At 41.9% G+C, this 24,205-nt stretch carries 22 protein-coding genes; 11 read left to right on the plus strand and 11 right to left on the minus strand.

All coding sequences use genetic code 11. The annotated features are described in order from the left end of the window. The first annotated feature begins 23 nt into the window (after positions 1-23). From cysD to cysQ, 5 genes are read left to right on the plus strand one after another with little or no spacing between them, the layout of a single operon-like run. Positions 24-923: a sulfate adenylyltransferase subunit CysD gene (gene cysD / locus KG708_RS15445; protein WP_213611246.1), complete on the plus strand. Its 900-nt coding sequence runs from the start codon at positions 24-26 to the stop codon at positions 921-923. Beyond that, on the plus strand, positions 923-2,347 hold the full coding sequence (gene cysN / locus KG708_RS15450) for a sulfate adenylyltransferase subunit CysN (protein ID WP_213611248.1): 1,425 nt from the start codon (positions 923-925) through the stop codon (positions 2,345-2,347). The genes cysD and cysN overlap by 1 nt, the downstream gene beginning before the upstream one ends. A gap of 34 nt (positions 2,348-2,381) precedes the next feature. Continuing rightward, a complete protein-coding gene (locus tag KG708_RS15455) occupies positions 2,382-4,106 on the plus strand; it encodes an SLC13 family permease (protein ID WP_213611250.1) in 1,725 nt (574 codons plus the stop codon). Positions 4,107-4,139: 33 nt separating this feature from the next. After that, the gene (cysC, locus tag KG708_RS15460; RefSeq protein ID WP_013463834.1) at positions 4,140-4,733 is read left to right on the plus strand and encodes an adenylyl-sulfate kinase; all 594 of its coding nucleotides are present in this window, start codon (positions 4,140-4,142) and stop codon (positions 4,731-4,733) included. A 9-nt stretch (positions 4,734-4,742) separates the two neighbouring features. After that, complete coding sequence (gene cysQ / locus KG708_RS15465) at positions 4,743-5,513, plus strand: 3'(2'),5'-bisphosphate nucleotidase CysQ (RefSeq protein WP_213611252.1); 771 nt, start codon at positions 4,743-4,745, stop codon at positions 5,511-5,513. Positions 5,514-6,116: 603 nt separating this feature from the next. On the opposite strand, the gene KG708_RS15470 is transcribed toward cysQ, so the two are convergent. Further along, a complete protein-coding gene (locus KG708_RS15470; protein WP_213611254.1) occupies positions 6,117-6,914 on the minus strand; it encodes an alpha/beta hydrolase in 798 nt (265 codons plus the stop codon). A gap of 476 nt (positions 6,915-7,390) precedes the next feature. On the opposite strand from KG708_RS15470, the gene KG708_RS15475 reads away from it, so the two are divergent. Next, positions 7,391-8,662: an aromatic amino acid transport family protein gene (locus KG708_RS15475; RefSeq protein WP_213611255.1), complete on the plus strand. Its 1,272-nt coding sequence runs from the start codon at positions 7,391-7,393 to the stop codon at positions 8,660-8,662. 131 nt (positions 8,663-8,793) lie between these two features. Continuing rightward, positions 8,794-10,131: a M24 family metallopeptidase gene (locus tag KG708_RS15480; RefSeq protein ID WP_213611258.1), complete on the plus strand. Its 1,338-nt coding sequence runs from the start codon at positions 8,794-8,796 to the stop codon at positions 10,129-10,131. Between the two features lie 61 nt (positions 10,132-10,192). On the opposite strand, the gene speD is transcribed toward KG708_RS15480, so the two are convergent. The 8 genes from speD to KG708_RS15520 form a co-directional block, all read right to left on the minus strand. Continuing rightward, positions 10,193-11,005, minus strand: a complete 813-nt coding sequence (speD, locus tag KG708_RS15485) for an adenosylmethionine decarboxylase (RefSeq protein ID WP_213611260.1) — start codon at positions 11,003-11,005, stop codon at positions 10,193-10,195. Between the two features lie 87 nt (positions 11,006-11,092). Then, a complete protein-coding gene (locus KG708_RS15490; protein ID WP_213611262.1) occupies positions 11,093-11,506 on the minus strand; it encodes an OsmC family protein in 414 nt (137 codons plus the stop codon). Between the two features lie 95 nt (positions 11,507-11,601). Continuing rightward, positions 11,602-11,940: a DUF3802 family protein gene (locus KG708_RS15495; RefSeq protein ID WP_013463829.1), complete on the minus strand. Its 339-nt coding sequence runs from the start codon at positions 11,938-11,940 to the stop codon at positions 11,602-11,604. A 136-nt stretch (positions 11,941-12,076) separates the two neighbouring features. Then, positions 12,077-13,546 carry a succinylglutamate-semialdehyde dehydrogenase gene (astD, locus tag KG708_RS15500; RefSeq protein ID WP_213611264.1) on the minus strand — a complete coding sequence of 490 codons (1,470 nt, stop codon included), beginning with the start codon at positions 13,544-13,546 and terminating at the stop codon, positions 12,077-12,079. Positions 13,547-13,561: 15 nt separating this feature from the next. After that, positions 13,562-14,578 carry an arginine N-succinyltransferase gene (astA, locus tag KG708_RS15505; RefSeq protein ID WP_213611266.1) on the minus strand — a complete coding sequence of 339 codons (1,017 nt, stop codon included), beginning with the start codon at positions 14,576-14,578 and terminating at the stop codon, positions 13,562-13,564. Between the two features lie 84 nt (positions 14,579-14,662). Beyond that, entirely contained in the window at positions 14,663-15,868 is a 1,206-nt protein-coding gene (locus KG708_RS15510) for an aspartate aminotransferase family protein (protein WP_213611268.1), read from the minus strand. A gap of 370 nt (positions 15,869-16,238) precedes the next feature. Next, positions 16,239-17,399: an HDOD domain-containing protein gene (locus KG708_RS15515; RefSeq protein ID WP_213611269.1), complete on the minus strand. Its 1,161-nt coding sequence runs from the start codon at positions 17,397-17,399 to the stop codon at positions 16,239-16,241. A 38-nt stretch (positions 17,400-17,437) separates the two neighbouring features. Further along, positions 17,438-18,019 carry an aminodeoxychorismate/anthranilate synthase component II gene (locus tag KG708_RS15520; protein ID WP_213611270.1) on the minus strand — a complete coding sequence of 194 codons (582 nt, stop codon included), beginning with the start codon at positions 18,017-18,019 and terminating at the stop codon, positions 17,438-17,440. Positions 18,020-18,250: 231 nt separating this feature from the next. Between KG708_RS15520 and KG708_RS15525 the strand changes: the two genes are divergently transcribed. The 3 genes from KG708_RS15525 (at position 18,251) to glpD (ending at position 21,677) form a co-directional block, all read left to right on the plus strand. After that, complete coding sequence (locus tag KG708_RS15525) at positions 18,251-18,496, plus strand: YdcH family protein (protein ID WP_213611271.1); 246 nt, start codon at positions 18,251-18,253, stop codon at positions 18,494-18,496. Between the two features lie 167 nt (positions 18,497-18,663). Next, the gene (gene glpK / locus KG708_RS15530; RefSeq protein WP_213611272.1) at positions 18,664-20,169 is read left to right on the plus strand and encodes a glycerol kinase GlpK; all 1,506 of its coding nucleotides are present in this window, start codon (positions 18,664-18,666) and stop codon (positions 20,167-20,169) included. 5 nt (positions 20,170-20,174) lie between these two features. Continuing rightward, positions 20,175-21,677 carry a glycerol-3-phosphate dehydrogenase gene (gene glpD / locus KG708_RS15535; RefSeq protein WP_213611273.1) on the plus strand — a complete coding sequence of 501 codons (1,503 nt, stop codon included), beginning with the start codon at positions 20,175-20,177 and terminating at the stop codon, positions 21,675-21,677. Positions 21,678-21,684: 7 nt separating this feature from the next. On the opposite strand, the gene KG708_RS15540 is transcribed toward glpD, so the two are convergent. Continuing rightward, the gene (locus KG708_RS15540) at positions 21,685-22,083 is read right to left on the minus strand and encodes an acyl-CoA thioesterase (RefSeq protein ID WP_213611280.1); all 399 of its coding nucleotides are present in this window, start codon (positions 22,081-22,083) and stop codon (positions 21,685-21,687) included. A gap of 33 nt (positions 22,084-22,116) precedes the next feature. Here KG708_RS15540 and KG708_RS15545 point away from each other — a divergent pair, with 33 nt between their 5' ends. Further along, complete coding sequence (locus KG708_RS15545; RefSeq protein WP_213611288.1) at positions 22,117-22,821, plus strand: 2OG-Fe(II) oxygenase; 705 nt, start codon at positions 22,117-22,119, stop codon at positions 22,819-22,821. 150 nt (positions 22,822-22,971) lie between these two features. On the opposite strand, the gene KG708_RS15550 is transcribed toward KG708_RS15545, so the two are convergent. Continuing rightward, positions 22,972-24,204, minus strand: a complete 1,233-nt coding sequence (locus KG708_RS15550) for a cysteine desulfurase-like protein (RefSeq protein ID WP_213611290.1) — start codon at positions 24,202-24,204, stop codon at positions 22,972-22,974. Position 24,205: the final 1 nt, after the last annotated feature.

Here is a 24,205-nt window from a genome sequence, read left to right on the forward strand (position 1 = left end):
TCATTTTAGTAGGACGACCAACAATGGCTTTAACTCACCTTCAGCAACTTGAAGCTGAAAGTATCAAAATCATGCGCGAAGTCGCCGCTGAGTTTGAGAACCCAGTTATGCTTTACTCAATCGGTAAAGACTCATCGGTACTTTTGCACTTAGCCCGTAAAGCATTTTATCCTGCAAAAATTCCGTTTCCGTTATTACACGTAGACACCAACTGGAAGTTTCGTGAAATGATTGAGTTTCGCGACCGTTTAGCCAAAGAGTATGACTTTGATTTAATCGTACACAAAAACCCTGAAGGTATCGAAATGGGGGTAGGCCCGTTTACGCATGGCTCAAGTAAACATACCGATATCATGAAAACCCAAGGACTAAAGCAAGCACTCAATAAGTACGGTTTTGATGCAGCATTTGGTGGCGCACGACGCGATGAAGAAAAATCACGGGCTAAAGAGCGCGTTTATTCATTTCGCGATAAACACCATCGCTGGGATCCTAAAAACCAACGTCCTGAGCTTTGGAACACCTATAACAGCCAAGTGAATCCAGGTGAGAGTATTCGCGTATTCCCACTTTCTAACTGGACTGAACTCGATATTTGGCAATACATTTATCAAGAAAATATCGAAATGGTGCCATTGTACCTTGCTAAAGAGCGCCCAGTAGTAGAACGGGACGGTACCTTAATCATGGTAGATGACGATCGCATGCCACTTAATGAAGGTGAAGTACCGCAAATGAAGTCGGTTCGCTTTAGAACCTTGGGCTGTTACCCACTAACCGGCGCGGTTGAATCAACGGCAAGCAGCCTAACAGAAATTATTGAAGAAATGTTGCTATCGTCGTCATCTGAACGTGAAGGTCGGGTGATTGATCATGATTCAGCAGGCTCTATGGAGAAGAAAAAACGTGAGGGATATTTCTAATGTCTAACCTAAATAACGATACATTTAACGAAGTAAAAGAAATTGGTATAGACGCTTACCTAGCACGTCAACAAGACAAAAGCTTATTACGTATGCTAACCTGTGGCAGCGTGGATGACGGTAAATCAACCTTAATTGGCCGCCTACTGCACGATAGTCACCAAATTTATGAAGATCAGCTAGCTGCACTGCATAAAGATAACGAAAAAGTAGGTAATGCCGGTGAAGAGCTTGATTTAGCATTGTTAGTTGATGGCCTACAAGCTGAACGTGAGCAAGGCATAACAATTGACGTAGCGTACCGTTATTTCTCAACCGCTAAACGTAAGTTTATTATTGCCGACACCCCTGGGCATGAGCAGTACACCCGTAACATGGTAACGGGTGCATCAACCAGTGATGTTGCCATTATTTTAGTGGATGCACGTTATGGCGTGCAGGTACAAACTAAGCGCCATAGCTTTATTTGTGACTCATTAGGCATTAAACAGTTTGTGGTTGCGGTTAACAAAATGGATATTGTTGATTTTGACGAAACCGTTTATGAAAAAATTAAAGCCGATTATTTAAAATTTGCCGAGCAACTTAACGTATCAAACATCAAGTTTGTGCCTATGTCGGCGCTTAAAGGCGATAACGTAGTAACCCGCTCTGCGCACACTCCTTATTACACCGACAAGCCATTGCTTGAGCTGTTAGAAGACTCTCCGGCAGCTGAAATCGACACTGGTTTTGAAGCGCGCCTTCCGGTGCAGTATGTAGTTCGCCCTAATTTAAACTTCCGTGGTTTTCAAGGCACGCTGACCTCAGGTAAATTACGCGTTGGCGATGAGATAAAAGTACTGCCTTCAGGTAAAACATCTAACATTAAAGAGATTGTGACTTTTGATGGCAACCTCGACACCGCCGAAGCCGGCCAAGCAATCACGGTTACTCTTAATACTGAAATAGATATTAGCCGAGGGGACGTTATTGTACCGGCAAGCTCGCAAGCGCAAGTAACCAACCAGTTACAGGCTAAAATTGTGTGGATGCACGAATCGCCATTAGTACTAGGTAAAAGCTATAACCTAAAACTAGGCAGCAAAAACACCTCGGCTATGGTCACTAAAATAGACCACACTATTGATGTAAACACCCTAGAGCATGGCAGCGCAGATTCATTACAGTTAAACGAAATTGCGATTGTGACACTGGAGCTGACCGAGACTATTTTAGCGGATCAGTACCATGATAATCACGAAACCGGTTCGTTTATTCTTATTGACCGTTTATCAAACTTAACGGTTGCAGCAGGAATGATAGAGCAAGTACTGCAAAGTGAAGAAAATGCGGGACAATTTAGCGACTTTGAAGTTGAATTTAACGCCCTCGTACGCAAGCACTTTCCACATTGGCAAGCGCTTGATATTTCAAAGCTATAACGTTTAATGAACGCCTGTTAGGAACATTTAAAGCATGGTAGAACAGCTCATTTTAACAGGCATTATGTTGCTTTTAGTCGGGTGCCTATTTGGCACCCGTATTAACCCTGCGTGGTTATTTGTCAGCGCCATAGGCACCAGCTACCTAACTGGGCTCATTGACTTAGAAAACATGCTGGTTAATTATACTAACCCATCATTAATTACCTTAGTGTTATTAATTTTAGTGTCGATAGCGATAGAAAAAACCACGCTTATTCAACGCTTAGCTAAATCGTTATCCAGTGGCAGTTTAGTTAAATCAGTGACCAAGCTTGGGCTTTCTACAGCGTTTTTGTCTTCCTTTACTAACAATACTGCGGTGGTTGCTTCTTTAATTACCGCCATAAAAGATAACCCAAACCACTCCCCTTCAAAGCTGTTGCTACCCTTGTCGTACACCGCAATTTTAGGCGGTACTATTACACTCATCGGTACCTCTACAAACTTAATCGTAAATGGCTTTGCAGTAGATGCGGGGATGGCGCCATTAGGCTTTTTTGATTTTACCTTAGTGGGTTTAGGCGCACTCAGTGTGGGCTTAATCACTATTTTAGTGATGCTAAAATGCCTGCCCGACAACGGTAAAAATAGCCAAGAGGTGGTGCCTTTTTATTTAGAAGGGAAAGTGCAAACCGGCTCTAAACTAATAAACCGCACCGTAGAAGAAAACGGTTTACGCGATTTAAAAGACTTGTTTTTGGCTGAAATTATTCGCGATGGCAATCGCATTTGCGCCGTGACCCCCCAACATATTATTCAACAAGACGACATACTGCTGTTTGTAGGCGATATAAAGTCGGTACCTTTGCTCACTCGCTTTGACGGCTTAAAAGTGGTGCATGACAAACACGAAAAAGACATAGAACACCTTGTTGAAGTTGTTGTTAGTCAGTCGTCTAAATTAATTGGTAAAACGGTAAAAGAAGCCCACTTTAGAGAGCAATTTCATGCGGCCGTTATTGCTATTCGCCGTGGTCACGACCGTTTACAAGGCGGGCTTGGGCAAGTGCGCTTACAAGCGGGTGATTCATTAATCCTCGCCCCTGGTAAAAGCTTTTATGACTTAACTAACTTAAAGCGCGAATTTGTGTATATTTCAGGGCTTGATTTACAAACCCACCTCGGTGCAAAGCAATCAAATATTGTGTTGTTAAGCTTTGCGGGTGTGCTGGGATTAAGTATTTTAGGTGCAGTACCGCTGGTTAAAGGCTTATTAGTGCTCCTTATTGGCCTGATGCTCTGTGGCACGATTAAGCTGAGCGAAATAAAACGCCGCTTTCCTATTGAGTTACTTGCCGTAGTAGGCAGTGCCATAGGTTTAGCTAAGCTGATGATAGGCACCGGCCTTGCTGGGCAAATATCAGACGCCATGTTTGTAGTGCTAGGCGACTTTGGCCCTTATGGCGCGTTTATCGCAATCTTTTTAATGACGGTGTTATTTACCGAATTGATCACTAATAACGCCGCAGCGGCACTGTCGTTTCCGGTTGCCTACTCATTGGCTATTGGCTTTAACGTAGAACCTTTACCGTTTATTATGGCGGTTGCATTTGGCGCCTCAGCCAGCTTTATTTCACCTTTTGGTTATCAAACTAACTTAATGGTTTATAGCGCGGGTAACTACCGACTAAAAGACTATGTAATGATGGGGCTACCCCTTTCTATTATTTATTCAATTACCGTACTAACTTTGATCCCGCTGGTATTTCCGTTTTAATGCCCGCGTTTATAGCATAAAGAGACACAGCAAATGGATAACAATATTGTTTGGCATAATTACGCCACCACTAAAGTACAGCGCAGCGAACAAAAAAAGCATAAGAGCGCTATTATATGGTTTACTGGTTTTTCTGGCTCAGGTAAAAGCACCGTTGCTAATGCATTAGAAGCGGCACTCAATCAGCAAGGTGCGCACACGTACCTACTTGATGGCGACAATGTACGCCATGGTTTATGTAAAGATTTGGGCTTTAGTGATGCAGACCGCGTTGAAAATATTCGCCGCGTGGGCGAAACCGCCAAGCTAATGGTTGACGCTGGTTTGTTAGTCCTTACTGCGTTTATATCTCCTTTTAAAGCTGAACGTGACATGGTTCGTGAGTTAGTTGATGAGGGTGAATTTATCGAAGTATTTATCGACACCCCGCTTGAGGTGTGCGAAAGTCGCGATCCAAAAGGCTTATATAAAAAGGCGCGCGCCGGTGAAATTAAACATTTTACTGGGATTGATTCAACTTACCAGCCGCCGGTTAATCCTGAAATAATTTTAGATACCAGTAAAAACACCCTAGACCAATCGGTAGCACAGCTGATAACGTATCTAAAACATCAGCATATACTATAGGCCCATGTAATGAACCAAACTGAACTGCTAGAAGAAACCCTTATTCTCGCCCGCAAAGCGGGAAGCGCGATTATGGGTATTTACCAAAAAGACTTTAACGTTGAGTACAAAGCCGATGAAAGCCCTGTAACCGACGCCGACTTAGCAGCTCATAAAATCATTAGTGCAGGACTAAAAGAGCTCACCCCCGATATTCCTGTATTGAGTGAAGAAAGTGCTGATATTGGTTGGGACGTACGCCAAACATGGAAAAGCTACTGGCTGGTTGACCCAATCGATGGCACCAAAGAATTTATAAAAAAGAACGGCGAGTTTACCGTTAATATTGCCTTAATCGAAAATGGCAAACCGGTTTTAGCCGTAGTTGATGCCCCTGCACTAGGTGTATCTTATTTAGCCGCCGAAGCCATTGGTGCTTTTAAAGATAAAGGCGATGAGCGCATCGAGCTTAAGGTTACCACTAAGCCTAACAAAGGCCTTATTCGTGTAGTCGGCAGCCGCTCGCACCCTTCCCCTGATTTAGCTGAATTTGTAAAACGCTTTGATGAGGTTGAAATGGTGTCAAAAGGCAGCTCACTGAAACTGTGTTTAGTCGCCGAAGGCAGCGCCGACATTTACCCGCGCTTAGGCCCAACTTGTGAATGGGACACCGGCGCAGGCCATGCGATTGCAGAAATAGCCGGTGCAAAAGTGACAAAGCTTGATGGCAGCCCACTTATTTATAACACCAAAGATGCGTATTTAAATCCGTATTTTGTGGTATCGGCTTTAGAAGAATAAAAGCTGGTTTAGCGTAGGTTGGGTTGAGTAAAACGAAACCCAACAAATATCTATGGGCTGCGGGTTGCGGGCTTAGAGTCGCGAGCAGTTCAATAACAATTTATACACCGTAGGCTGGGTAGAGCGAAGCGAAACCCAGCAAGTACCTATGGGCTGCTGGTTGCGGGCTTCGAGCTTCGAGCTTCGAGCTTCGAGCTTCGAGCTTCGAGCTTCGACAGTAGTATGAATCGGCCACAGCAAATAAGGTAAAACCAATCTCACCACAGAGCACACCGAGGCGCTTCGCGCTACACAGAGGGTTTGAGCGATTGTTTTGCGTGTTGTAGCTCGGGTTTTATCCCGTCACATTTTTCAGGCTAAAGCCAAACCGAATAGTTAACTATCAGATTAAAGATAAACTACCTTCCCTCAGTAATCCCAATTTCTGCTTTATAACAAAGTACGTATAAGTCCATTAAGCTAGGGAATCCTGGTGCATTATCTAGTTTTGAGTTTAGGGCGATAATCAAGAGAATGACCTGACCCAATTTACTAATGACTGGCTATTATAAGTTTTTCTAAGTACTTGCCATTAATTGAACGCTTTTTAAAAGCGGGTAGCCCTTAACGATTTTGTTGGGCGATAAAAGCAAGCGAGTGTTGATTGAATAAATCTGGGCGTTCTACGTTACAAACATGGCCGCAATGGTGAATGGTTTGCAGTACGCTATTTTTATGGCGCTTAACCATTTCTTTAACCGGGCCAAGGAACATATGATCTTCTTTACCCATAATGTAAAGAATGGGTATATCAATGTCTTTTTCTTTGAAATATTGCATTAAAGGATTTACGTCCATGGCTAATTTAAACCATTTTATAAACTCTTTTTGACACAAACGTTTTGCTTCGCGAACAAATAAAAGTCGAGATTCTTTATGGCGCTTTTTCGGCATCATAATAAAAGCAAATAAACGATACAGCCACATGTAAGGCAAGAAGTGTTTAAAAGTATTGCCTAAATAAACTAATATATTACTACGAGCATTAAAGCGGGTCACCGCTCCACCTAGCACCATGCTAGAAACATATTGCGGGGCAATTTCAGCAATATTGCGAATAAGAATAGTGCCCAATGAAATACCAACAAAGTGTGCGCTGGTGATATTGTTATGATCTAACACATCGATAATGTCTTTAGAGACATTATTAAATGAATAGTTATTATCGACAAAGTTTTGTAATAGCTCATTAGATTTACCGTGACCACGAAGATCAAGCAACAACACATTATATTCTTTTTTATAAGCTTTAAGCTGACGAAACCAGATTGCCGAACTCCCCCCTGCGCCATGAACAAATACTACCCATGTTTGACTGGTTTCATGCACAAAAATAGTATGGAAAAGAATGTCTTTGCTCATTGCAGTTAGCGGCCTATTTACTTCATTTGGCATATTAAATTGTAGAAAGTATAACCGAGTTTAGAAAAAATCTCTTATGAAGTTCCGATTAATGGCTTCAATATTACAGGATAAAACTCGTTTTGAGTTGTTAGTTATCAATTAACTTGGCAAGAAAGTGGCCAAGTATTTTCAATTCTCATAAATACTCTTATCAATAATTCACTGAGTTAATGTATACCAAGTACACTTTGGCTTAAAAATAACGTTTCAGATTGTATGTCTCGCCTTTACCCCAATCATGATGATTAATCACGCATTTCGCGGCATATTCCTGCACTAATTGCGCAGCTTTTAAACACTGTTTCATATTCGTGACAGTCAGTAACTAATCCGCTACAACAAATTTATATCCAAGACATAAAAACACATGAAATGTGTGGTTAAAAACTATATTCTTCGCCGCAATTATTATGATAAATAATGGATACACACACATGACAACATCTCAAGGTGCAACGCTTTCAAATGCACCAGCACAAGACGCACACACGTCTAAATCAAAATGGAACCTGCATGATACGCAGTGGACACTCAGTCTTTTTGGCACCGCAGTAGGTGCGGGTATTTTATTTTTACCGATTAACATTGGTATTGGTGGTTTTTGGCCGTTGATTATTATGGCGTGTTTAGCCTTTCCGATGACCTTTTTAGCGCACCGTGGCTTGGCGCGGTTTGTATTATCGTCGAAAAATAAAGAGGCTGATTTTACCGATGTGGTAGAAGAGCACTTTGGCGTAAACGCGGGTCGACTGATCTCTTTGTTATACTTTTTATCAATTTTTCCTATTTTGCTTATTTATGGTGTGGGTTTAACCAACACGGTAGACAGCTTTATGGTCAATCAGCTAGGGATGGAGTCGCCGTCACGCGTTGCCTTATCGGGTATCTTAGTTGCGCTGATGATTGGCTTGATGATGGGCGGTGAACGTTTAATGCTGCGCGCCTTTGCTATTTTAGTGTATCCGTTAGTGGGTATATTATTCTTTTTATCGCTGTATTTAATCCCAAGCTGGCAAATGCCGGATACAAGCTTGCCTGAGCTAGGCAGCTTTAGTAAAACACTTTGGTTATCAATTCCTATTATTGTATTTTCGTTTAGTCATGCAGCGGCTATTTCAAGCTTTGTTAATAAACAACGCAGCCACTACGGTGAACTAGCAACGTCTAAGTCAGAAGCGATTCTAAAACGTACCAGCTTATTACTGATCACCTTTGTTTTGTTATTTGTATTCTCATGTGTGCTATCACTTACCGGTGAACAAATGGCAGAAGCTAAAGCGGCAAACGTTTCTGTTTTGTCTTACTTAGCTAATATTACAGAAAACTCATTCATTGCAACGCTGGGACCTTTGGTTGCCTTTATTGCTATTATGTCGTCGTTTTTAGGTCACTTTTTAGGGGCGCGCGAAAGCTTTACTGGGTTAGTAACTAAACACTCAAGCATGAGCCCTAAAGTGGCTGACAAAGTGGGTGCGGTACTGATGTTTTTGGCTATTTGGTTCTGCGCGGTTAAAAACCCAAGCATACTAGATATGATGGACCAGTTATCGGGCCCAATCATTGCGATGATTTTATTCATTATGCCAATGATTGCGGTTTACAAAGTACCTAGCTTACAAAAATACCGTAACCGTTTAAGTACCTTATTTGTACTGGCGGTCGGTTCGTTAGCCGTGTGTGCGTTACTGTACAGCATGCTTAGCTAAGTCGTATTGAGTAAACAAGCCCAGCGTACTTTGCTGGGCTTTTTTGTGTCTGCAGTTTATCGCAAATGATTTTTTTTATCGTATTGCTTGTGAGATGTTAGCTTATATATTCGCCTAAAAATAAGCCAACTATGCAAAATAATAAATGCGTTTTTTTATTAGCCTTTATACTCATACTTCTTAGCCCTGTAATTAAAGCCGCTGAGCCTCCGACTATTTTATCAATGAAAGACAGGGCCGCGTTTATCGATAGCATTACCGAAAAACGCATCAATACGTTATTACCCGCATTAATGCAGCAACACAATATAGATATGTGGCTAATGATAAGCCGCGAATATAATGAAGATCCGATATTAAAAACCATGCTACCAGCTACATGGTTATCGGCAAGGCGCACCACTATTTTAGTGTTAGCACGCAATGCCTCAGGGGCTGTGGATGCTTTTGCTATTGCGCCTTATAAAATAGGGAATGTGTTTAAAAAGGCATGGGATAAGCAAGCCCAGCCCAATCAGTGGCTTGCTCTTAATGAGCTTATTGAGCAATACCAACCGCGAAATATTGCTCTCAATACATCTACAGACTGGGCACACGCTGATGGCTTAGTGCTGGGCGATTACACCACTTTAATGGCTAACTTTCCTGCTGCATATAAAAATAAAATAATCTCAGCCGAGCCGTTGGCTGTTGCATGGTTAGAACAGCGCATTCCAGAAGAAGTAGACATGTATAAGCATATTGTATCGATTGCTCATCATATTATTGCTGAGGGATTCTCCAGTAATACCATTACGGTTGGAGAGACAACCAGCGACGATTTAGTGTGGTGGTTTAGAGAGCGCGTGAGGGAGCTTAAACTGCAAACGTGGTTTCACCCAAGTATTGCAATACAACGCGCCGACAGTAAATCGTTCGATCACGAAGACAGTTTTACCAATGGCTATGCCGACAATGTTATTCAAGCTGGCGATTTACTGCATGTCGATTTTGGTATTACGTATTTACGCCTAAATACCGACACTCAACAACACGCGTATGTTTTAAAACCAGACGAGAAAAAAGCCCCCGATTACCTTGTTGAGGCGTTAAAAAAGGGTAATAAGCTACAAGACATTTTTACGGCTGAATTTACAGCTGGGAAAACGGGTAATCAGGTATTAAAAGCCGCCCGCGAAAAAGCCATTGCACAGGGGTTAAAGCCCACTATTTATACTCACCCGCTTGGCTATCATGGCCATGCAGCTGGCACGACATTAGGCATGTGGGATTCACAGCAAGGTGTGCCGGGTGATGGCGATTACCCACTGCATTTAAATACCGCCTATTCTATTGAGCTTAACAATGCGGTGTTTATAAAGCCGTGGAATAAAGAAATAAGAATAATGCTAGAAGAAGACGCCCTGTTTGATAAAACCGGTGTGTGGTATCTAAATGGCCGACAAACCGAGTTATTACTGGTTAAGTAGCATGAAAAACACATACAAAAATGGCGCTCAGTGAGCGCCATTTTTATTTAATGCGTTGCTATTATTCTGTATCTGGCAGATTACGACCATAGAATATTTCTTGCATTTCACGTGTTAGTTTTGAGCGAATCTCTTCTTCTTCGTCATCTGACAAATCATCAGTAGATAAACCAAATAAATACGTATTTAAGTCGGTTTCTTTTAACATCATTTTGGTATGGAACAGGTTTTCTTGATACACGTTCACGTCCATCATTTGGTACGCTTCTTTAGTATCTTCTGTCATGAAGTTTTGAATCGAGTTAATTGCATGGTCAATGTAATGTTTAACGCCGTTAATATCGCGGGTAAAGCCACGTACACGGTAGTCAATTGTAACCACATCAGACTCAAGGCTATGGATTAAGAAGTTTAACGCTTTAAGTGGCGAAATAATGCCACAGGTTGATACTTCAATATCAGCACGGAAAGTACAAATACCATCATCAGGGTGTGCTTCAGGGTACGTGTGAACACAAATGTGGCTTTTATCAAGGTGTGCAACCACTGAGTCAGGTAACGGCCCTGGTGCTTCGTCAGCATCATAATTTTGCTGCTCTTCTACCGGCTCTTCTGAAACTAAAATAGTTACACTGGCACCTTGTGGCTCATAATCTTGACGTGCAACATTTAATATATTGGCACCAATAATATCAACCACATCACCTAAAATGTCGGTTAGTCTATCTGCACTATACTGCTCATCGATATATTCTATATATTCTTTACGTTGTTGCTCTGTTTTTGCATAGCAAATATCGTAAATACTAAAGCTTAGGCTTTTAGTTAAATTATTAAAGCCATGAAGTTTAAGTTTATCGAAGGGTTTGTTCATATAAACCAACCTATAAATTAGTGAAATCTGCACCTGCAGAATGAAAAGTTCGCGGATTTTATACGAATTTTACTCACGGAAAAAGCGTTATTTTCCCTGATCTTGAACAACTTCATGGCTGTGGGTAATTTCTACTGTTTTATCAAGCATTAATGCAACTGAACAATACTTTTCTGCAGAAAGCGAAACCGCTCGCTCTAGGTGTTTTTCAGACACATTGTTACCGGTTACAACAAAGTGTAAATTAATTTTTGTGAACACGCGCGGGGCTGTTTCTGCTCGTTCAGCGGTTAACTGCACATCTACTGATGAGAACTCTTGCTTAGTTTTTTTTAAAATACTCACCACATCAACCGATGAACAACCACCGAGAGACATCAACACCATTTCCATTGGGCTAGGTGCGGCTCCGTCACTGCCCGCATCAAACACGACATTATGATTACTGTTAGAGCGACCGATGTAAGTATTACCTTCAACCCATTTTACATTTGCTTGCATTGTTTTATCTCAATAATTTATATTCATTACACGCAGACACTCGCGCGCATTTAAAATTAAATAGCGAATAAAGCGTGGTTTTAAAGGGGGAAATATTAACTAATAGCGTTATCAAATAAGTTTTTGACTAGCCCTGCAAACTCATCAATAAAAGCATGCTGTTCGACTGTGACGGTGTGAGAAGTCACACTGCTGAGTACTTCTTGTAAGTCGTAAACAATGCCATCAACTTCGCGTACAATTTGACTACGCTGCTCTGTAGATAGATCGGGGTGTTGTTGACAAATGCGTATGACATTTTCGGCAATTACATCTTCAATTAACTCAATAACCGTTGGTGCACCTGGCTTTATTTCACCTGGTTTTTCAAACAACGCTAAGTTCTGAGTTAGGTACATTATTAAGTCATCGTACCCTTGCCTGTTTAAAACCATTGTCTACTTACCTCAAAAATACTGGTTGTTTAATTTAAGCAGAAAGCACTGATAATTGCTAGCTTTGTGAGATTGCAGTACAAAAAAAGCAGCCGAAGCTGCTTTTTTAGTGATTTATTACTAGTTTAAAAATCGGTTAATCGATTTTTAAACCTGGGCTTAGTGTTGCTGGCATGGTTACTTTTTCAAGTTCCACAGACGCAACAGGGTATGCACAGTAGTCAGCGGCATAATAAGCGCTTGCTCTGTGATTACCTGAGGCACCAATACCACCAAACGGCGCTGCACTTGATGCACCGGTAATAGGGCGGTTCCAGTTAACAATACCCGCACGGATACGACGTAAGAAATGATCGTAATCAGCTTGGTTATCACTTAGTAGGCCTGCTGATAAACCAAAGCTAGTGTCGTTTGCTTTATCAATTGCTTGGTCAAAGTCATCAAAACGGAATACTTTTAAAAGCGGACCAAAGTGCTCTTCATCTGGGAAGTCATTGATGTTAGTACACTCAATAATACCCGGTGTAACAAAGCCAGTGTTTGCTGTGTGCTCAAGTTCAACTAGCACTTCGCCACCCATGGCCTTTAACTCATCTTGTGCTTTAACCATACCAGCGGCAGCGGCCGCTGAGATCATAGAGCCCATAAATGGTTGGTCAGCATCGTCGTAATTACCAACTTTGATTGCTTTAGTGGCTGTAATTAGGCGTGCTAAAATTTCATCGCCTTTAGCGCCTGTTGGTAAAAACAGTTTACGTGCACACGTACAGCGTTGGCCGCTTGAAATAAACGCAGATTGCACAATATCGTGTACTACAGCGAGAGTATCTTCTGCATCTTTAACGATTAGCGGATTATTACCACCCATTTCAAGCGCTAAAATCTTACCCGGTTGACCCGCGAACTGCTCATGTAAAATATGGCCAGTACGTGAAGACCCAGTAAAGAATAAACCATCAATGCCTTTGTGTGACGCCAATGCTTTACCTGTTTCTACTTCACCTTGTACTAGGTTAATAACCCCTGCTGGTAAACCGGCTTTTTCCCATAGTTTAAGGGTTAGCTCAGCCACCATAGGTGTAAGTTCAGACGGTTTAAATACCACGGTATTACCAGCTAAAAGTGCAGGTACAATGTGGCCATTTGGTAAGTGCCCAGGGAAGTTATAAGGACCAAATACAGCGACAACACCGTGTGGCTTATGGCGGATCATCGCACGGCCTTGCGGCATCGCGTTCTCAACGTCGCCAGTACGATCTAAAAATGCTTTTTCAGCAATGGCAATTTTGCCTACCATGGCACCCGCTTCAGTACGCGTTTCCCACAATGGTTTACCTGTTTCTTGTGCTATTGCCACAGCCAGCTCTTCACTATGCTCTTTTAACGTTGCAGCAAAGGTTTTTACAATTTCTAAGCGCTGTGCAAAGCTTTTATCAGCCCAGCTATAAAATGCTTCACGCGCAGAGGCTACTGCGCTATCTACTTGCTCAGCGCTTGCAGCTGATGCCTGCCAAATAACATCGTTATTTGCAGGGTTAACTGAGTTAAATTCGGTGCCTTGGCCTGGTGACCATTGACCATTAATAAATTGTGCAGGATGAGTCATATACTTTCTCCTAAATTAAATTGGGGTAGCAGTAACAAAATCGCCCGATTTCAAATGTAATGCATCAGCAAGTTCTTGCGTAAGCACTAGGCTGTTTGAGCGCTCGTCAAATGCCATTGGCGTTACTGTTGCTCTAAAGTCTTCAAGTTTGTCATTGGCTAGCAACACCATGGTATCGCCTGTCATTTCGCCAATTTCAACGCTAAAGTTTTGCGCATTACGAATTGTCGCAATGTTATCTACTTTTGCTTCAACCGTTGGGCCTGCATCAAAAATGTCAACGTAACCATTAAAAGTAAAACCTTCACTTTTTAATAGTTGAATTGCAGGGCGCGTATTGTCATGCACTTGACCTATTACCGCTTGCGCATCTTTACTCAATAAGTTGACATAAATTGGATATTTAGGCATAAGCTCAGCAATAAATACTTTTTGACCTATTCCCGTCAGATAATCTGCCGTTGGGAAGTCCATTGAGAAAAAGTGCTCTTCAAGCCACTGCCAAAACGGGCTACTGCCGTTTTCGTCAGATACGCCGCGCATTTCTGCAATAACGGTTTGTGCAAAGCGTTGTTGGTGCTGTTTTATAAACATAAAACGTGCTTTTGAAAGCAGCTTACCGTTACAATTTTTACGATAGCCGTCTTTTAAAAACAGTGTGCACAGCTCTGTCGCCCCAGTGTAGTCGTTACAAAGGGTGAGAATATCTACCGCTTTATATACATCTAGCGTGCGCGAAGAGTGAATCACTTTACTCAAATGATAATGATAAAATGCGTCATCTAAGCCAACTGCGGCTTCAATACCTGAAGTACCGACTACTTCACCAGTTTCAGTGTCTTCAAGTACAAACAAGTACCCTTCATCACCTGGTTGTGACGTGGTTTTTGTAAATGAGCTAACTGAATGCGCAATCTTCTTCTGTAATAACGCTTCATTATTAGGCAAAGAAGTAAAGCCATGTCCCGACTCGTCGGCGATGGTTACTAACGCTGCATAATCACTTTTTTGGATTGGGCGAAGGATCATCATGAATCCGCTTACTCCCTTATATATAACGGTAAATAGGAACTGCAGGGCAAACGTAGTTTGCCCCTAAAGAAGTTGAATTAGCAATTACGCATTTACAACGTGGGCTACTGCTTTTTCAAAGCGTGCCATACCTTCGCGAATATCGGCTTCAGGTATTACTAAAGAAGGGGTAAAGCGCACTACATCAGCACCCGCAACCAGTGACATTAAGCCATGCTCAGTACCTGCAACTAAAAACTCTTTTGCACGGCCTTTGTATTGCTCGTTTACCACAGCACCGATTAATAAGCCTTGACCACGAATTTCACTAAATACGTGGTACTTGTCGTTAATGGCATTTAACAGCTCAGTAAATAACGCCGATTTTGCTTTAACGCCCGCTAAAACTTCTGGGTTATTTACAGTATCAAATGCAGCTTCTGCAACCGCACACGCCAGTGGATTACCACCGTAAGTAGAACCATGAGTACCTACTTTGAGGTGCTGTGCAATTTCAGTGGTTGTTAGCATAGCGCCAATTGGGAAACCGCCACCGAGAGCTTTTGCTGAGGTTAAAATATCAGGCACTACGTTTAAACCTTGGTATGCGTATAGCTCACCCGTACGGCCAACACCTGATTGTACTTCATCAAAAATAAGCAATGCGCTGTGTTTAGTACATAAATCGCGAACGCCTTGTGCAAATTCGTCAGTTGGCGAAATAATACCGCCTTCACCTTGAATTGGTTCCATCATTACCGCACAGGTGTTATCGCTGATCAGTGCTTCAAATGCGGCAAGGTCATTGTAATCACAATGAACAATGTCGCCTGGCTTAGGACCAAAACCATCTGAATAGGCTGCTTGGCCGCCAACAGTAACGGTGAAGAATGTACGGCCATGGAAGCCTTTATTAAAGGCGATGATTTGCGATTTTTCTGCGCCAAATTTATCAAGCGCAAAACGACGCGCTAATTTAAGCGCCGCTTCGTTTGCTTCTGCGCCTGAGTTTGCAAAGTAAACTTTTTCAGCAAATGTCGCATCAACCATTTTTTTAGCTAAGCGAAGTGCCGGCTCATTGGTCATTACATTTGATAAATGCCAAATTTTTTCGCCTTGCTCTTTTAATGCGCCCACTAATGCAGGATGGCAATGGCCAAGACAGTTAACGGCAATACCACCAGCAAAGTCGATAAACTCTCGTCCTTGTTGATCCCATACACGAGAGCCTTCGCCTCGAACAGGAATTACGCTTGAAGGTGCGTAGTTAGGAACCATTACGTGATCAAATAATTCGCGATTGACTGTCATTTTATTTCCTCTTAATTGTGTGCATCACAAAGCAGTAGAATAGGGGTGTGATTATTGTTAATAACCAAATGTGCCGGCAAAAATTAATAGCTGTATATTTGCCTGAAACTACGTTGTGGTTCAATTTTCAGGCGCTCATTATTTCAGAAATTTAGGGGGATGTCTCTTCAAAAACTTTCATGTACCCCTTTAAAATAAAGGGCTTAAGATATTATTTCATAGATAGTGAATAACTATTTGAGAGCTAATTTTGATGTGTATTTACCTTAGTGAGCGCCTCTACAACGAAAAAAGCATGGCACTTATAAACCAACGGCACATGAATAAGTAGAATTAAAGTGAATGAATAGTCGCAAAAAAATTAACAAATTTAATCAATTTGCAGTGCTAAATTAGTAAAACTACCTGTTTTTAGGGTGTCTAACTCTTTTTTAGTGAACTGATAATAGCTAAACCAGCTTTGTAATTCATCGTCTTCAATTAGCTGGTGCTCTTTTAAATTTAAGTATTGGGAATAGCAGCGAGCTTTGCGAACAACCTCTGCTAATGGCAATAAAGTATCGCCCTTTTCAACCCCATTGACTAATTGCTGCATAGCACTGTTAAGAGGCAAATATTTAAACGCCATTGTTTCAATGACCTTAGCACTGACAACTAATGACTTTTCGCTGAGCAGTGTCGTTAGAAATAACGGATCTGGTTTTAACTCTAATAACGCGGTGTGCAGGTTTTTATCACCTTCTTCACGAACACGCAGTACTTTGCGCTGCCATACCTGGTCGAACACTTTTAAGTATAAGCGCACTAAAGCAATTTGCCCCACATTAAGTAACATACCCAATGTAAACGCATGCATTGGGTTTACCCCGTTAAGCTGCGCAAGCATTTGCGCAGCAATAGCACACGACATGGTATTGTCTTTTAACCTGCGCTTTAACAATGGAAATGGTTCCGTACTATATGGCATCCAGTGACGCACAGCAAAAGTTGGCACCACCAGCTGTAAATTATTTAAGCCTACATAACGCAATGCTAAAGCAGGTGTATCTACTTTTACTGATGTAGTTTTACTGCGCTTGTTACGATAAAAGGGCAAATTTACCAAAGTAACTAGATCGCTTGCGAGCCAACTTAAATCATTAATTAGTGGCTCTAGTCGCCCTACCGAGGCGGCACGCGTAGCCAGTATATCGAGTATGGCGCACACGTTATCCTCTATGCCAATGGTGTCTTTAATTACAGCGTCCATGTCTTCAAGACGTTTTACAATCACACTTTCAATGACAGTATGTAATTTTTTACTTGCTTGTACCTGTAACTTTTGATGTGAAGAGCTTTTTTGTTGGCGCTTTTGCTGTGCAGTCGCTTCTACTTCTAATAAAGTGCGCTTTTTTATTGGTTTGCCATCGTTAAAATCTAAGGTATGAATAAAGCCGATTTGCTGACTGGCAAAGCTATGACCCAGTAACAAGTCATGTGCTCGCTGGTTTAGCATGTTATTTATACGTTGTTGTTGCAATATATCAGTCATAAACTCTATCTAAAGGCAAAAAAGTAAATAGCTTGCAGCTAAAAACGCGTTAAAAAGTTATCAAGTAAAGCTAAGCCCTGCTCGGTCAAAATCGCTTCAGGGTGAAATTGCACACCCTCAAGTGCGAGCTCGTTATGTAATAATCCCATAATTTCATCACGCTGCCCAGCGATGCTTTGAGTCCATGCTGTTACTTCTAACTCCTTTGGCAATGAGTGTGCTTCAACAATTAAAGAATGGTAGCGGCACACCGTAAGTGGGTTAGGTAAACCTTTAAACATGCCTTGGTGCTGATGATAAATAGGCGATGTTTTTCCATGCATAACCTGTTTAGCGCGCACTACCTTACCACCTAGCACTTGAGCAATGGTTTGGTGCCCCAAACAAATACCTAATATAGGATAAATTCCTTTAAATTGCTCTACTACAGATAACGAAATCCCTGCTTGAGTAGGGTTTTTAGGCCCTGGAGAAATCACAATATGATCAGGATTTAACTGTTTGATCTCACTCAGTGTTATTTGGTCGTTACGCTTAACCAGCACCTCTTGATCTAAGCGCTGAAAATACTGTACCAAGTTATAGGTGAACGAGTCGTAGTTATCGATCATTAAAAGCATGTAATAAAGTACTCAAAGTAATTAGGGCCTGTCGCAGGCATATTCTAACTGAAGCCTTTGCAGGTGTCAGTGTTTTGCAGCCCAGCAAACATAAATAGACACACTAACAACCAACAACGGTTGATTTATTTTAGATCAGCCCAAGCTCTGTTGTATGGGGACACCCCAAGTCACTGATCATTTTTATAAAACGTGACGTGCATTATGCAACAGCCATTTAAGGAGTAACCTATGTTAGGCGAAGACCATTCATTAACTAAAGACTTTCCTGATTACACGCAAACTATTGCAACACTCAGTGCAAACGATGAAAACTTTGCAACCAAAGCAAAACAATACAATGAAATCGATAAAGAAATTCGAGTGCTTGAGCTACAAGACTCACCCATAGATGACGAAGCCATGCAGCAGTTAAAACACGACAGAATGGTATTAAAAGACTGGTTACATCAGCAATTAACAGATGCTCATGACTAATCACTATCGCTTGGCGCCTATTAAATAGTAGGCGCCAGTATTGAGTTTTCACCTCCCTCTCCTACCTTGCGCTCATCTATAATTTTAATCATTGGGGCGCAAAAGCATTGCTATTCGTTTAGCTTAAAGACAAGCTATCTTTATCTAAATTAAAAATACTATTTTTTATGTCTAAATACATACTCTCGATTGACCAAGGAACGACAAGCTCTCGGGCTATTTTATACACTAAAGATGCCGAGGTTTTTGGCACAGCTCAACAAACCTTCCCTCAGCACTTTGTGCAAAATGGCTGGGTTGAACACGACCCTGTAGATATTTGGCAAACCGTATTAACCAGTGTTAAAAACGTTTTATCGCAGCAACAAGTCACTGCCGCCGATATTATTGCTATAGGCATTGCTAACCAACGAGAAACCACCTTAGTGTGGAATAAAAAAACCGGGCAACCTATCTACAATGCAATTGTGTGGCAAGACCGACGTACCAGTGAATATTGCGATAGTTTACGTCATGCTGGGCATTCACAAATGGTGAATGATAAAACCGGTTTAGTGCTCGATCCTTACTTTTCTGCAACCAAAATTCGTTGGATTTTAGATAACGTCAAAGGCGCTAAAGAGCAAGCACACGCAGGTGAACTAGCATTTGGTACGATAGATACCTACTTGCTATGGCAACTCACTAACGGTAAAGCTCACAAAACCGATGCTACCAATGCCTCTCGCACATTACTTTTTAACATTCATCAGCAATGTTGGGATGAAGAATTACTGTGCTTATTTGATATTCCAGCGTCAATGTTACCTGAAGTAATGGACTCAGCGGCTGACTTTGGCTCAACCACAAGCGAGCTATTTGGTGGTGAAATTCCAATTTGCGGCATAGCAGGTGATCAGCAAGCCGCCTTAATTGGTCAAGCCTGTTTTGAAGAAGGCATGGCAAAAAGTACCTACGGAACAGGCTGCTTTTTAATGCTTAACACTGGTGATAAAGCACTAAAATCAAATAATCGTTTATTAACCACTCTTGCGTATCGGCTCAACGGCAAACCAACCTATGCGATTGAAGGCAGTATTTTTATGGCTGGTGCCACCATGCAGTGGATAGTAGAAGGCTTAAAGTTATTAGAAAACGCGGGAGAAAGTGAAGCCCTCGTCAAAGATGTTCCCTTGGATCATGGGGTATTCTTGGTTCCCTCGTTTACAGGCTTAGGTGCGCCCTATTGGGATGCAAATGCCCGAGGCGCAATTTTGGGCCTAACCCGAGACTCAGGCATTAGCACTATTGTTGCAGCTGCCTTACAATCAGTAGGTTATCAAACCAAAGATCTACAAAAAGCTATGGAAGGTGACGGACTCCGCCCTAGTATTCTAAGAGTTGATGGCGGCATGGCAAACAATAATTGGGCAATGGCGTTTTTAGCCAATATTTTAGGCGCAAGCGTTGAGCGCCCCACTCTAACCGAAACCACTTCGTTAGGGGTTGCTTACTTAGCCGGTTTGCAAACTGGGGTGTATGAATCAACTGCGCAGCTTGCCAGCATGTGGAAAAGCGATCGTCGCTTTGAACCAACCATGAGCAGAGAAGAGCGCAACGATTTATACGCAAAGTGGCTACATTGCATTGCACAAGTTAGACTTTCTAATAGCACTGACGGCGAGAGTGAGTAAAATCTATGAGCGCACACGACAACGAATATGACTTACTCATTATTGGCGGCGGTATTAACGGCGCTGGCATTGCTGCCGATGCCAGTGGTCGCGGTTTAAAAGTATTATTGTGTGAGCAAAACGATTTAGCCTCAGCCACTTCCTCTAATAGCAGTAAGCTTATTCATGGCGGGCTGCGCTATTTAGAGAATTATCAATTTAGATTGGTAAGAGAGGCATTACGTGAACGTGAAGTGCTATTAAAAAAAGCGCCGCATATTATGTGGCCGCTTTCTTTTAGGCTACCGCACCAAGCACACTTACGTCCTTCTTGGATGATTCGTGTGGGGTTATTTATTTACGATCACCTAGCGAAACGTGACACCTTACCCGCCTCAAAAGCGATTAAATTTGACAGCAATAGTGTACTTAACAACAGTATAACCCATGGCTTTGAATACGCTGATGGGTGGGTTGATGACGCGCGTTTAGTGATTTTAAACGCCCAAGCGGCTCATAATTTAGGCGCCACCATTGCAACACGCACCCGCTGCATTAAAGCAACGCGTAACGCAGATTATTGGGATGTGATTTTAGAGCAACAAGCCAGCAAACAGCGACTGCAAGTCAAAGCCAAAAGTGTTGTTAATGCCGCTGGCCCTTGGGTAGCCTCATTATTTGAGGATGTATTTACACCGCCCTCTCCACACACTATTCGCCTTGTGAAAGGCAGTCATATTGTAGTGCCCCGACTCCACAATGAGCCAGCTGCCTATATTTTACAAAATAAAGATAATCGCATTGTATTTGTCATTCCTTATGAGCAAGATTACTCACTGATTGGCACCACAGATGAAGAGTACACCGGCGATATTACTGATGTAAAAATTAGTGAGCAAGAAATCGAGTACCTGATCAGTATTACTAATCATTACTTTAAAAAGCCAATAAGCGAAGCGGATATTGTGCACACGTTTAGTGGCGTGCGCCCGCTGTTAGATGACAAATCAACAGATGCTCAAGCCGTCACCCGCGATTACAAGCTGATATTAAATAATGAAGCTGATTATGCTCCATTATTAAGTGTGTTTGGTGGTAAAATTACCACTTATAGAAAGCTTGCAGAAAATGCCGTCAATAAGTTAGCGCCTTTTTACCCAAAGATGAGTGGCTCGTGGACGAAAAACCCCCCTTTACCAGGCGGCGACTTTAGTAACCAAACATACCTTATCGCTCAGTTAGAAAGTAGCTACCCTTGGTTGGCAATCGACACATTAAAACGTATGGCTCGCAGCTATGGCACGCTTAGTTATCAATTACTGGGGAACAGCCAAGCAATCGGCGATTTAGGCCATCACTTTGGTCATGGTCTGTATGCGCAGGAAGTTGATTACTTAGTAAACCATGAATGGGCAAGAACCAGCGCAGATATACTTTGGCGACGAACAAAGCTTGGGCTGCGCTTTAATCAAAAACAAGTCATTGCCTTGGGGCAATATTTGACTAACCATCCTGCTTGCCACAGCTAAGCTGCGATTAACTAACTGCAACAAGGTGCTGTGTCAATGCGGCTTTTTCATCAGTCGAAAGCATTTGCTTTGTTTTGCTGGCAAAGTCATAACGGACCATTACCGTTTTACCTATAGCACAGCATTTACCTTGCTGCCATGCTTCTTGGCGGATTACAAATGAGCTATTACCAATTTGCTCTATGCTGGTATTAATTGTCACTTCGTGAGCATAAAAGAGCTCACCAACGAACGACACTTCAACTTTAGCAATAATTAACTTCCAGTTGTGTGGATTAAGATCAGGCGTAAAAAATTTAAAAATAGGTACTCGGGCGGCTTCAAACCACACAGGGAGTACGGTATTGTTGATGTGTCCGAGTGCATCCGTTTCGCTAAAACGCGGCATCACTTTTTCAGTAAACATAATAATCCAATAATAAAATTAAATAGGTAACTCATGACGGACTTTATCCGCGTATATAACAACGCACTCAGTAATGACTTTTGCGATAACTTTATCACTACCTTTTCTCAAAGCCCGCATATTAAACAAGGGATGACATCGGGCGGTGTTGATCTTAATAAAAAAGATAGCCACGACTTATACTTAAACAATCATCCTGAATACGCAGAACAATTAAAACATATTCAACAAACCACTGCACAGTATGTTTTTAACTACATTGAAGAACATATTTTTATGATGATTGGGGCATTTGGTTTAAAGGTATATCACCCAAAAACAGGACAACCGGTTGATTTGACTCACGCCAACTATGACGAGGTAGGTAAACCACAACTCCCCTTATTGGTGCAGCAAATTTTTAGACTCGGTAATATTCAAGCGCAAAAATACGAAGTAAATAAAGGCGGTTATCCGTATTGGCACAGTGAAGTGTATCCGCAGCTACAGCATAATGAAGCACTGCATCGGGTATTGTTATTTATGTTTTATTTAAATGATGTTGAAGAAGGCGGAGAAACCGAGTTTTATTATCAAAATCGTAAAATAGCCCCTAAAAAAGGCAGCATGGTAATTGCCCCAGGCTACTTTACGCATACACATAGAGGCAATAAGCCAGTATCAAACGATAAGTATATTTTAACCTCATGGGTTTTGTTTAATCGAGCAGAGCAAATTTATGGAACGCCACAAAGCTAAAGCGGTCAGCGGTCAGCGGTCAGCGGTCAGCGGTCAGCGGTCAGCGGTCAGCGGTCAAAAATTAACTAACTGCTGACTACTGTCAAGTATTTGCACTTTAATAAACAATAATTAAAGTGCAGATTTGCATTAAACTGAAAGCTGACAGCTTCAAATCAGCTCATCAAACAAATTAAAGAGCGTGTCCATCTCTTCGATGGTGTTGTAGTGCATACAACCAATGCGAACTACGCCGCCCTTATCAAGCACACCCAGTTGTTTGCATAAACCTTGGGCGTAAAAATTACCATCCCATACACATACATGTTGTTTACCCAAAAATTCAGACACTTGGCGAGGCTCTAACCCTTCAAAGGTCAGTGCGAACGTAGGGGTACGCTCACTCAAACGCTCTAAATCGTCTATACCAAACAACTTAATTTTTGGGTAGTTAACTAGACGCGTTAAAAAGTATTCACTCAATGCCATTTCATGTTGCTTTGTTTTAGCAAACGCAACATTTAGCTTTTCACGGCGTGAGTGACTGTCATCAAGTTCGCTAATAGCTGCAATGTAATCAACCGCGGCAATAAAGCCCGCAAGTGCCTCAAAACTTTGTGTACCGGTTTCCCAGCGACCTGGTGCAACATCTTTTGCAGGCTCTACCTTATAAGGAGTAAACCCCTCTAAGTGCTCAGTTTTACCATAAACTATACCTAAATGCGGGCCAAAAAACTTATACGCAGAACACGCTAAAAAGTCGCAATCTAACGCTTGTACATCAATCAGTTCATGTGGCGCATAATGCACCGCATCAACATACACCAACGCACCCACATTATGCGCAAGCTCTATAATACGTTTAATGTCGTTAATAGAGCCCGTGGTGTTTGAGGCATACGTAACGGCAACTAATTTAGTATTACTGTTTAATAGGCTTTCAAAATGCGCCATATCTAAACTGCAGTCGGCTTCATTAACCAGTGCAGTATTAACCACAGCGCCTTTATCTTCAGCGGCTTGCTGCCAAGACGATACATTTGAAAAATGATCTGCATTGGTCACTATAATTTCATCACCAGCTTGCCAATTGCGTGAAATTGCTCGGCTAAAGCTAAATGTTAGGCTGGTCATATTAGGGCCAAATACAATATTTTGTGCACTGGGCGCATTCAATAAATCAGCCGCCGCTTGACGCGCATTAGCCATCAGCTCAACCGTTTTGTCACTTGAGAAAAACGCACCGCCCAAGTTTGAATTGTAATGTCCTAAATAAGCGGTCATGGCACTCAGTACCGACTGTGGTACTTGTGAGCCACCTGGCCCATCTAAAAACACCGGTGACTTGCCATCAACAGTTTGCATTAAAGCAGGAAATTGCGCGCGCAATTGCATTAAATTCATT

It is taken from the genome of Pseudoalteromonas sp. (genome assembly GCF_018402495.1).
In the GTDB taxonomy this organism is placed as follows: domain Bacteria; phylum Pseudomonadota; class Gammaproteobacteria; order Enterobacterales; family Alteromonadaceae; genus Pseudoalteromonas.

Coding starts and splice junctions, on each gene's coding strand:
- cysD (WP_213611246.1), top strand. CDS start 24: ATGGCTTTAACTCACCTTCAGCAACTTGAAGCTGAAAGTATCAAAATC.
- cysN (WP_213611248.1), top strand. CDS start 923: ATGTCTAACCTAAATAACGATACATTTAACGAAGTAAAAGAAATTGGT.
- KG708_RS15455 (WP_213611250.1), top strand. CDS start 2,382: ATGGTAGAACAGCTCATTTTAACAGGCATTATGTTGCTTTTAGTCGGG.
- cysC (WP_013463834.1), top strand. CDS start 4,140: ATGGATAACAATATTGTTTGGCATAATTACGCCACCACTAAAGTACAG.
- cysQ (WP_213611252.1), top strand. CDS start 4,743: ATGAACCAAACTGAACTGCTAGAAGAAACCCTTATTCTCGCCCGCAAA.
- KG708_RS15470 (WP_213611254.1), bottom strand. CDS start 6,914: ATGAGCAAAGACATTCTTTTCCATACTATTTTTGTGCATGAAACCAGT.
- KG708_RS15475 (WP_213611255.1), top strand. CDS start 7,391: ATGACAACATCTCAAGGTGCAACGCTTTCAAATGCACCAGCACAAGAC.
- KG708_RS15480 (WP_213611258.1), top strand. CDS start 8,794: ATGCAAAATAATAAATGCGTTTTTTTATTAGCCTTTATACTCATACTT.
- speD (WP_213611260.1), bottom strand. CDS start 11,005: ATGAACAAACCCTTCGATAAACTTAAACTTCATGGCTTTAATAATTTA.
- KG708_RS15490 (WP_213611262.1), bottom strand. CDS start 11,506: ATGCAAGCAAATGTAAAATGGGTTGAAGGTAATACTTACATCGGTCGC.
- KG708_RS15495 (WP_013463829.1), bottom strand. CDS start 11,940: ATGGTTTTAAACAGGCAAGGGTACGATGACTTAATAATGTACCTAACT.
- astD (WP_213611264.1), bottom strand. CDS start 13,546: ATGACTCATCCTGCACAATTTATTAATGGTCAATGGTCACCAGGCCAA.
- astA (WP_213611266.1), bottom strand. CDS start 14,578: ATGATGATCCTTCGCCCAATCCAAAAAAGTGATTATGCAGCGTTAGTA.
- KG708_RS15510 (WP_213611268.1), bottom strand. CDS start 15,868: ATGACAGTCAATCGCGAATTATTTGATCACGTAATGGTTCCTAACTAC.
- KG708_RS15515 (WP_213611269.1), bottom strand. CDS start 17,399: ATGACTGATATATTGCAACAACAACGTATAAATAACATGCTAAACCAG.
- KG708_RS15520 (WP_213611270.1), bottom strand. CDS start 18,019: ATGCTTTTAATGATCGATAACTACGACTCGTTCACCTATAACTTGGTA.
- KG708_RS15525 (WP_213611271.1), top strand. CDS start 18,251: ATGTTAGGCGAAGACCATTCATTAACTAAAGACTTTCCTGATTACACG.
- glpK (WP_213611272.1), top strand. CDS start 18,664: ATGTCTAAATACATACTCTCGATTGACCAAGGAACGACAAGCTCTCGG.
- glpD (WP_213611273.1), top strand. CDS start 20,175: ATGAGCGCACACGACAACGAATATGACTTACTCATTATTGGCGGCGGT.
- KG708_RS15540 (WP_213611280.1), bottom strand. CDS start 22,083: ATGTTTACTGAAAAAGTGATGCCGCGTTTTAGCGAAACGGATGCACTC.
- KG708_RS15545 (WP_213611288.1), top strand. CDS start 22,117: ATGACGGACTTTATCCGCGTATATAACAACGCACTCAGTAATGACTTT.
- KG708_RS15550 (WP_213611290.1), bottom strand. CDS start 24,204: ATGAATTTAATGCAATTGCGCGCGCAATTTCCTGCTTTAATGCAAACT.